This is a genomic window from Psychrobacillus sp., from assembly GCF_056205495.1.
Genome location: NZ_JBAEAP010000417.1, coordinates 1 through 8,170 on the forward strand (window position 1 = coordinate 1; position 8,170 = coordinate 8,170).

Below are 8,170 nucleotides of genomic sequence, written 5' to 3' on the forward strand. Positions count from 1 at the left end.
ATGCTTGTTGCGCCATGCTTATTAATAATGATTTCGTTATTTTGATTTAAATCAATTATACCCTTTAAAAATTCTGTGTTCGGTAGAAGACCAATTTGTACGAAAACCCCTTGTAGCTCGATATGCTCTTCTTTACCAGACACAACATCCAAATAAGTTAACCCATTCACTTTATCTGTACCTGTAATTTCTTGTGTTAAGGCATTTGTTAAAACCGTTACATTAGATAGACTATGTAAACGCTCTTGTAATACTGTATCAGCCTTTAGCTCTGCATTCCGTTGTAATAGGTAAACATGATTCACAATTCCCGCTAAGTCAATTGCTGCTTCAACTCCAGAGTTTCCACCGCCAACTACTGCCACATCTTTCCCTTTGAAGGTAGGACCATCACAATGCGGACAATATGCTACGCCTTTATTTTTAAATTTTTGCTCGCCCGGTACACCTAATTGACGGTAGCGTGCCCCTGTTGAAAGAATAACTGTTTTTCCTTTTAATACTGCACCATTTTCTAATGTTACTTCTACCATCTCGTTACGAGCAATACTTGTAACTCGTTGGGATTTCATAATATCTACATTGTAATCCGCTACATGTGCCTCTAAGCTAGAAACAAATTGTGGGCCTTCTGTAGCTCTTGTACCAATAATGTTTTCAATAGCCAATGTGTCATTTACTTGCCCACCAAAGCGCTCTGCTACAATACCTGTACGAATACCTTTACGAGCAGAGTAGATTGCTGCAGAGGCACCTGCGGGACCACCACCAACTACTAATACATCGAACGGCTCAACGTCCCCAAATTCAGACCCGTCTGACACTTCTCCAAGCTTGTTTAATATATCTTCAAGCTCCATACGCCCCCCACCAAAGTTCTCGCCGTTCATATAAACAGTGGGTACAGCCATAATGTCACGCTCTTTAATTTCGTCTTGGAACGTGCCACCCTCTACCATTGTGTTAGATATATTTGGATTTAACACAGACATAATATTCAAGGCTTGCACAACGTCTGGACAATTGTGACAAGTCAGGCTCACGTAGGTTTCAAATTTCATAGGTTTCTTGATTGCTTGAATGCGTTTAATCACTGACTCGTCTACCTTTGGAGCACGACCAGAAACCTGTAATAAGGCTAGTACTAATGATGTAAATTCATGGCCAAGTGGTAAGCCTGCGAATGTTACACCTGACTCCTCCCCCACCTTATTAATGCTAAAGCTAGGAGTACGCTCTAGTAATGCATGTTGTACAGTAATTAGCGGAGACATATTTTCTAACTCTGTTACAAGATCAAGCATATCATTGGATACCTTATCATCGCTTACGCTTACTTTGATAACTATCTCACCTTCTAATAATGCTAAATACTGTTGTAACTGAGCTTTCAAGTTTGCATCTAATAGCATAAACTTCGCTGTCGCTGACATGTAGAATTATTATAGTCAGAAAATTCTATAACTATCATTAAATAATAAATCTATATGTTATCCTCAACGAGCAGCCCCTCACCTCTATTCATAATTTTTTAATATGCTTATTTCTTTTTTCTTTGTAATCCTAATAAAAAATAGCGACAAGGCTGTCTGAAAATAATTTCATAACAGGCACTTGCCGCTTAAATCTCGCTCTAGTTTATATAGCTTAGGAACTTAGATTTTACCAACTAGGTCTAAGCTTGGAGTTAAAGTTTCGCCGCCTTCTTGCCATTTAGCTGGGCAAACTTCGCCTGGATTGTTGCGAACATATTGAGCTGCTTTTATTTTGTTTACTAACGTAGATGCATCACGACCGATACCACCAGCGTTAATTTCGTAAGCTTGTACAATACCTTCTGGGTCAAGGATGAAAGTACCACGCTCTGCTAAGCCATCTTCTTCATTTAATACATCGAATGCTTTAGAAATTGTGTGGGATGGATCACCAATCATTATGTATTCGATCTTGCCGATAGTATCGGAAGTATCATGCCAAGCTTTATGTGTGAAGTGAGTGTCTGTCGATACAGAGTAAACTTCAACTCCTAAAGATTTTAATGTTGCATATTCATTTTGTAAGTCTTCTAGCTCTGTAGGACATACGAAAGTGAAATCTGCAGGATAGAAGCATACTACCGACCATTTACCTTTGAAGTTTTCAGAAGATACGTCGATAAATTCACCTTGTTGAAATGCTTTTGCAGTGAATGGTGCAATTTCTTTACCTATTAATGCCATGATTTATAGCCTCCTATGTATTATTTATTATTTCTCATAAGTATTAAAATTATCTTATAATAATTCTAATGTATAGTTTTATTATTCTATACATTTAGTTCTCAGTCAACCATTAAGGTATGAAAATGAATTACTAACATTTACTACTAATAGAATATGAGTAGTATTATTATTTTTTTAAAAAAAGTAAAGGTCCTATTAAGATAGACTTACAATCCGGATAGAATCCATTTCCAAAAAAACGAATGAATCGAATTAGGATTCTTTCCACGGAGCATACGAATTAAAGTACCAAAGCACATATTTTGCAAGTTGTTCTCTCCAATAATCCAGTGGGATATCAAGAAGAGATTAACGTAATTGTTAGGGAACCAATGGTAATGAATTTAATTCAGAAAGGTGAGACATACTTTGTTGGATACACGATAAAAAGAAATGGTTTAATTTTTCTCAGTGACATTGAAACTATTGAGGATCACAAATAAGCTTAGTTATTCAACTAACGTGTGCGTTAGTAAAAAACAATATCAAAGTAAAAAGAGCCAGGAGAAAATATCCTAGCTCATTTTTAAAGTGTATTTTAAATCAACCTGTACCTTTAACATAGCCTTATTTTAAAAGGAATTTCATACTTACTATATTCTAAATGGCCAACGTCCGTATCTATAAGAAGAGCTATACACCTCTTTTATTTCCCCAGATGAGTGTATGTAACTGAGGCAGCACTTTAACGTTCTTTAATTCTTCATCCATCATCACTTGATCGATTAGCATTTCATATTTCTTTAATAAATGGCTAACTAAATGCATATTATCCTTTGAAGTAATATCATCATTTCCTACCTGTAGATAAAAAGGAATAGTTGGGTATCGGAGATGAACGTCTTTAGCATAGGTATAATCCTCCTGATTGAATAGGACGACTTTAAGAGATATATGCTGGTTGTTTCTTCTATCTCTCAGTTTCTTCAACATACTAGTAAGCACAGAAAAATCTGTCGTCATACCAGAGCTAGGAGGCTTCGGAGAAATTGTCAGTTCATCTATTTCATACAACCAATCTTGCCATTTACTTCCCTGGGTTTCAACGCCAATCTTAATATTATTCTCTTTTAAAATGGCAACAAGAGCTCCCAGATGACGAAGAAGTGCCGGATTTCCTCCTGATATCGTGACGAATGAAAAACCGTTGCCTCCATGGTGTTTCAACTCAGACCAGATCTCTTCTGCTGTCATTTGTACGATAAGATGCTTGCCACTGCCATCCCATGTAAAGGATGAGTCGCACCAGGAACAGGAATAATCACAGCCGGCAGTGCGTACAAACATAGTCTTCTGGCCAACTACCATTCCTTCACCTTGAATTGTAGGACCAAAAATCTCTATCACAGGTACTTTACTCAACCTCCATCCATTCCCTTCTCGCCTCAGCATAGCTTGTAGGAGTTTCATACAGCTTGATAAACTCCATACGTGTCCCATTAAACCGTTGTTCCTCAAGTAAGGCTTCCGTCAACTTCTCATAAATCCAAACGACGATATTTTCTGCAGTGGTGTTCATCGGTGGTAGTGTTTCATTTATATAATGATGATCCAAATAAATTTCTATTTTCTGTTTCCAAATCTCCTTGATGTCTCCAAAATCAACCACAATGCCCCGTTTATCCGTATAGCCACTTAAACCTAGTACAGCGCGATACGTATGACCATGTAGATTTTTACATTTACCCTCATAGTTATGCAAATGATGAGCAGCATCAAAAGTAAATTCTTTGCTAACAAGAACACGTTTTGAATGGTATTTCAGCTGACTACTTTGAATATCTTCCTCGATTATTTGTAGCTTATCAACTATTCTAAAATTAGACATGCGTTAAAATTCCTCCTTAAAAATGGTCCCGACATTTCTCCAGAGAGGCCTTAACAATCATTCTAATAAAACATATGCATTAAACATAAAAAAGCCACGTCCTATATGGACATGGCGAATTGTCATGTTTCCATAGTTTTTTATAGAGGGTATTAGCTATGAACCTCTCCCGTTTAATTCCGGGCATTCTTTTATAAGAATATATTATATAAAATGGTAAGAAATTTCAAATATACTTTTTTGTACCTTGTCAATAATACTGTTAAAGTTCCTCTGATACGTTAAACTCCATTACATTTCTTTTATTTTTTTCCGCTTTGAACATATATCTTATACCTTTTCCAGCTAATGCTTCCTCCTTATATCTTGGCAAAACATGAAAATGCGCATGATTTATATGCTGCCCTGCCACTTCTCCACAATTCCAGCCTAAATTATAGCCACTTGGCTCATAAAGCTCATCTAAATATTGCTTCACTTTCTGTAGAAGCTCATAAGTAGCATTCCATTCCTCTTTCGTTAAATCGAAAGCTGTCTCTCTATGTATTTTTGGCACAATAATACCAGCTCCCTCAAGCTGTACACCTTTCTCACGAGCCTCGTCAAGTTGTAAAAACATACAATACTCATTACTTAATATAACGTTTTGTGAGGGCACTAACTCTAAATGACACAGCAAACATTGCTCCATAATAGCAGAACTCCTTTCTTTTTATATTCTACCTGCAGCTATTACACTCATCCTGTACGCCAGTAGATGTTATTCTCGAACTTATGTCTCTCGCTACTTCTTTTGAATAAAAGAAATAATGTTAATATATATTGATGTCATTTCTTGAGGGGTTTTGTCTAAATCATTTTGCACCCATTGCTCGATTAACCCTAAAAATGCAGATGTGATAAACGATAAAAAATATTCCATTGGAACTTTTAATTTGGCATTAATGCTATCATTTCTCTCTAAATTAACACGTACTTTTTCTGAAAAGGCAGCTCTAAATCGAAGATGAAATCCTGCTCTGCCATGATTGCTTAAGAATATTTTTAATAAAGGCGAATGCATTTTAATAGAACTGAATAATGTGGCAGCTAGTTGTTCTTGTTCTTTTTCAAATGTATGTGTAGGTGAATAATTCGATTGTAATTCATCAATATGGTTCCCTAGATCTGCAAATAACTGCTGTTCTATTTGATCCAGTAAATCGAATTTATCCTTATAGTGCAAATAAAATGTCCCTCGGTTAACTTTTGCATGTTTCGTAATATCCCCTATTGTAATTATTTCAAACGACTTACTATCTAAAATCTGCATAAATGACTTCTGAATAAGTTGTTTCGTTTTACGATTCTTCTCTTCATAAATATTCATATAAATCACCTTTCCACCAAAACTCAACATCTTGTTCACTTTTGTTCATTGCTTTTACTTTCATAAAAATTATAAGATAAACGCATACTAAAGCACACTAATAAACAACATGTTGAAAATTAGAAAGGACGAAATCGATTGAGACTATTTAAAGAAAAATTAGCATGGGCTGCACCCATCGCTGTTATATTAATAATTGCGCTATTCTCCTTAAACTTATTTGCTCAAGGAGATCCACAAGTAAAAAATCTACCCGTTGCACTGATTACAAGTGATGAGGGCGAACACGTTGACGTTGTGAAGGCAGCAGCTGAACAAATGAGTAAAGGGATGGATGGCAAAGAGCCAACGATTGCTTTTACTAATGAAAAAGAAGCAGATATTGAAAAATTATTTGCGAATAAACAATATTATGCAGCTTTAGTTATTCCTGAAGGTTTTAATGAATCCGTACAAAATGCCATGGTAAACAACACATCAGCAACATTAAAAGTATATATTAACCAAGGCTTTAACATGACAGGCGCAAACTTTGCGAAAACTGCTTTAAATGGTTTAATTACTCAAATTAGTAACCAATATTCAACAAACTTCGTGGCACAAGTAGGCAATCAGCAAATCGATGTTAGTCAAGCACCCGTGCTTGTAAATCCAATTGTTTCTGAAGAAAAAGTATATAATGCCATCTCTACTGCTACAGCAAATGGTAGTGCACCGACATTACTAGCCGTACCTGCTTGGGTAGGTGCACTAATCGGTGGTTTCATTGTATTTTTAGCATCTTCAAACATACTTAAAAAGGAAATGCTTACACGTAAACAAACATTACGCCTAATTGGTGGACAGATTTTATTTGGTGTGATTATTGCCTTATTCTCGGGCTTTACCGTGGCAACACTGGCACTTTTAGCTGGTATTAATATGCCAAGTTACCTCTTAGTTGCTTTCTTTGTATCTTTTGCAGCGTTCTGTTTCTTCTTATTAGTATCCGCTATTACTGCATGGATCGGAAAGCCAGCCATTACATTATTCATGGTTGTCATGCTTCTAGGTATGGGTGTGCTAATGACACCACAAGAAATGTTGCCAAGTTTCTTCGTCAACTTCATTCGTCCATGGGTACCGATTCGTTTTGCTTCTGAAGGGTTACGTGATATTTTCTACTTTGGTAGTGGCTTCTATACTGGGCAATCATTCAATACGATTTTAGGTATTGGTATTGTAGGTTTAGTTATATTCCTACTCTCCATTTTTAAACCAGTAAACGTACCAAAAACTAATACAAAATAAGAGAATTGACTTCGACTCAATTAGATTAACCGGTATTAACATCTTTCAAAACATAAAAAAACCAATCCTATAAGGTTGGTTTTTTTATTGTCTTACCTTTTTAATCCGGATGTGATTAGGAGTTCATAAGATTAAACATGTTACAATCAAGTTATGAAGAACAGTTGGAGTGAGTAGAGATGAGTAAACGAGAACAACAAAAGCAACAACGCCGTGAAAATATTATCAAGATTGCAACGGACTTATTTTTGGAGCAAGGTATACAAACTATACAAATGCAAGATATCGCGACTGCTGCTGGCGTTGGAATAGCAACGTTATTCCGTTATTTCCCTAAAAAAGAGTATTTAGTGATTGCTGCTACAAATGCAATTACGGATAAAATGGCTACAGATGTAGGGGTGATTGTAGGGCAAACAATCACTGCATACGAAAAAATAGAGCAGATTTTAGATTATTATATAAAAGTAACGAAGGATCCACAGCTACGATTAGCGAAGTTTTTCGAGTCCTTTGATTTATATGAGAAAATAGCTGAGGAATCACCTGAGCAATATGCGGAATACTTATCTGCACGAAGCAAATTAGCAGATATCTTACTATCAGTAGGGGAACAGGGCAAGCAGGATGGCTCATTAAGAGCTGATGTTGATTTACATGTGTTTATGATGACAATGGTGCAAAACTTCACCATATTCGCTTATAAATCAAGGCTGACAAAGCACGATGCCCATCTTTCGTCGTTGCTTTCTGCAGACAAGCAATTGTTGATAATGAAGGATGTCTTTTTGCGTTATATCCGGCCATTATAAATAAGGGTCATAAGAATTGACAATTTAAGAGTAAAGTTGTTTACTAGTAAGTATAAAAGTGATAGTCAGCTATCACTTTATACGAAACTTAGGAGGCCATTTACATGAGTCGTTTATCAGGTAAAGTTGCAATTATTACAGGAGCTGCGCAAGGTATGGGTGCAGCACATGCAAAATTATTCGTTGAGCACGGTGCAAAAGTCATTTTAACAGATTTAAATGAGGAAAAAGGAAATGCATTTGCAGCTGAGTTAGGTGAGAATGCTCTTTTTGTAAAACAAAACGTAACATCTGAAGAGGATTGGGCAACTGTTATTACAAAAGCAGAAGAAGCTTTTGGTCCAGTGAACATTTTAGTAAACAATGCCGGTATTACAATGGCTAAAAATATGCTTGATATTACAGTAGAAGAATACCGTCGTATCGTTGATATTAACCAAGTTTCTGTTTTCTTAGGGATGAAAACAGTAGTAGCTTCTATGATGAAAGCTGGTGGCGGTTCCATCGTCAACATTTCTTCTATGAACGGCTTAGTTGCTGGGGCTGTTGGTTACACTGATACTAAATTTGCCGTACGTGGTATGACAAAAGCAGCTGCAATTAACTTAGC

General features: G+C 36.3%; 9 protein-coding genes and 1 riboswitch. Of the genes, 3 read left to right on the top strand and 6 right to left on the bottom strand.

The genetic code is table 11. The features are described 5' to 3' along the window. The 6 genes from ahpF to AC06OU_RS12250 all read right to left on the bottom strand — a co-directional run. On the bottom strand, positions 1 to 1,412 hold a 1,412-nt coding region (ahpF, locus tag AC06OU_RS12225; RefSeq protein ID WP_475856103.1), incomplete at its 3' end, for an alkyl hydroperoxide reductase subunit F. 243 nt (positions 1,413 to 1,655) lie between these two features. Beyond that, positions 1,656 to 2,219 carry an alkyl hydroperoxide reductase subunit C gene (gene ahpC / locus AC06OU_RS12230; protein ID WP_169359796.1) on the bottom strand — a complete coding sequence of 188 codons (564 nt, stop codon included), beginning with the start codon at positions 2,217 to 2,219 and terminating at the stop codon, positions 1,656 to 1,658. Between the two features lie 675 nt (positions 2,220 to 2,894). Further along, positions 2,895 to 3,623, bottom strand: a complete 729-nt coding sequence (gene queE, locus AC06OU_RS12235) for a 7-carboxy-7-deazaguanine synthase QueE (protein WP_475856092.1) — start codon at positions 3,621 to 3,623, stop codon at positions 2,895 to 2,897. Then, positions 3,616 to 4,089: a 6-carboxytetrahydropterin synthase QueD gene (gene queD, locus AC06OU_RS12240; RefSeq protein ID WP_475856094.1), complete on the bottom strand. Its 474-nt coding sequence runs from the start codon at positions 4,087 to 4,089 to the stop codon at positions 3,616 to 3,618. The genes queE and queD overlap by 8 nt, the downstream gene beginning before the upstream one ends. Positions 4,090 to 4,215: 126 nt before the next feature. Further along, positions 4,216 to 4,262: riboswitch (PreQ1 riboswitch) on the bottom strand. A gap of 89 nt (positions 4,263 to 4,351) precedes the next feature. Further along, on the bottom strand, positions 4,352 to 4,780 hold the full coding sequence (locus AC06OU_RS12245; protein ID WP_298468704.1) for an HIT family protein: 429 nt from the start codon (positions 4,778 to 4,780) through the stop codon (positions 4,352 to 4,354). Between the two features lie 93 nt (positions 4,781 to 4,873). Beyond that, a complete protein-coding gene (locus tag AC06OU_RS12250; RefSeq protein WP_475856096.1) occupies positions 4,874 to 5,458 on the bottom strand; it encodes a TetR/AcrR family transcriptional regulator in 585 nt (194 codons plus the stop codon). 138 nt (positions 5,459 to 5,596) lie between these two features. Here AC06OU_RS12250 and AC06OU_RS12255 point away from each other — a divergent pair, with 138 nt between their 5' ends. The 3 genes from AC06OU_RS12255 to AC06OU_RS12265 form a co-directional block, all read left to right on the top strand. Next, positions 5,597 to 6,748: a YhgE/Pip domain-containing protein gene (locus AC06OU_RS12255; protein ID WP_475856098.1), complete on the top strand. Its 1,152-nt coding sequence runs from the start codon at positions 5,597 to 5,599 to the stop codon at positions 6,746 to 6,748. A 179-nt stretch (positions 6,749 to 6,927) separates the two neighbouring features. Further along, a complete protein-coding gene (locus tag AC06OU_RS12260; protein ID WP_475856100.1) occupies positions 6,928 to 7,560 on the top strand; it encodes a TetR/AcrR family transcriptional regulator in 633 nt (210 codons plus the stop codon). Positions 7,561 to 7,664: 104 nt separating this feature from the next. After that, a partial coding sequence (locus AC06OU_RS12265) for an SDR family NAD(P)-dependent oxidoreductase (protein WP_475856101.1) occupies positions 7,665 to 8,170 on the top strand: 506 nt, incomplete at its 3' end.